Origin of the sequence: Nitrobacter winogradskyi (assembly GCF_006539545.1) — a bacterium.
Lineage (GTDB): Bacteria > Pseudomonadota > Alphaproteobacteria > Rhizobiales > Xanthobacteraceae > Nitrobacter > Nitrobacter winogradskyi_A.
Genome location: NZ_BJNF01000169.1, coordinates 1 through 545, shown reverse-complemented (window position 1 = coordinate 545; position 545 = coordinate 1). Strand labels below are relative to the sequence as shown.

General features: G+C 63.9%; 1 pseudogene. It reads left to right on the top strand.

Going from position 1 to position 545, the window contains the following annotated elements:
* Positions 1 to 545: pseudogene (locus tag NWI01_RS18670) on the top strand (molybdopterin-dependent oxidoreductase); the annotation flags it as partial.

The following is a 545-nucleotide window of genomic DNA, read 5'->3' as shown; positions in this document are numbered from 1 at the left end:
GGCGATCGCTGGGGCTCCACGCACGGCAAGTGGAATCTGTCGGCGGAAGACACGCTCGACAACAGCCCGATCGATCCGGTGCTCAGCTTCATCGATCAGTCGGACGGCGTGGTGCAGGTCGGGTTCGACGATTTCGTGAACGGCAGCGTCGTTTCGCGTGGCGTTCCGGTGAAGCGCATCGCGACCGACAAGGGCGAAGTGCTTGTTGCGACCGGCTTCGACATCATGATGTCCCAGTTCGGTCACAGCCGCGGCCTGGAAGGCTCGTTCGCGACCAGCTATGACGATGAGGACGCGCCCTACACGCCGGCATGGCAGGAGCGTCACACCGGCATCGGCCGTGAGACCGCGATCAGGTTCGCGCGTGAGTTCGCGACCAACGCGGAGCTCACCAACGGCAAGTCCATGGTGATCGTGGGCGCCAGCGCCAACCACTGGTACTACAACAACCTGTGCTACCGGTCGGCGACGGTCGCCCTGATCCTGTGCGGCTGCTGCGGCGTCAATGGCGGCGGCATCAACCACTACGTCGGTCAGGAAAAGCT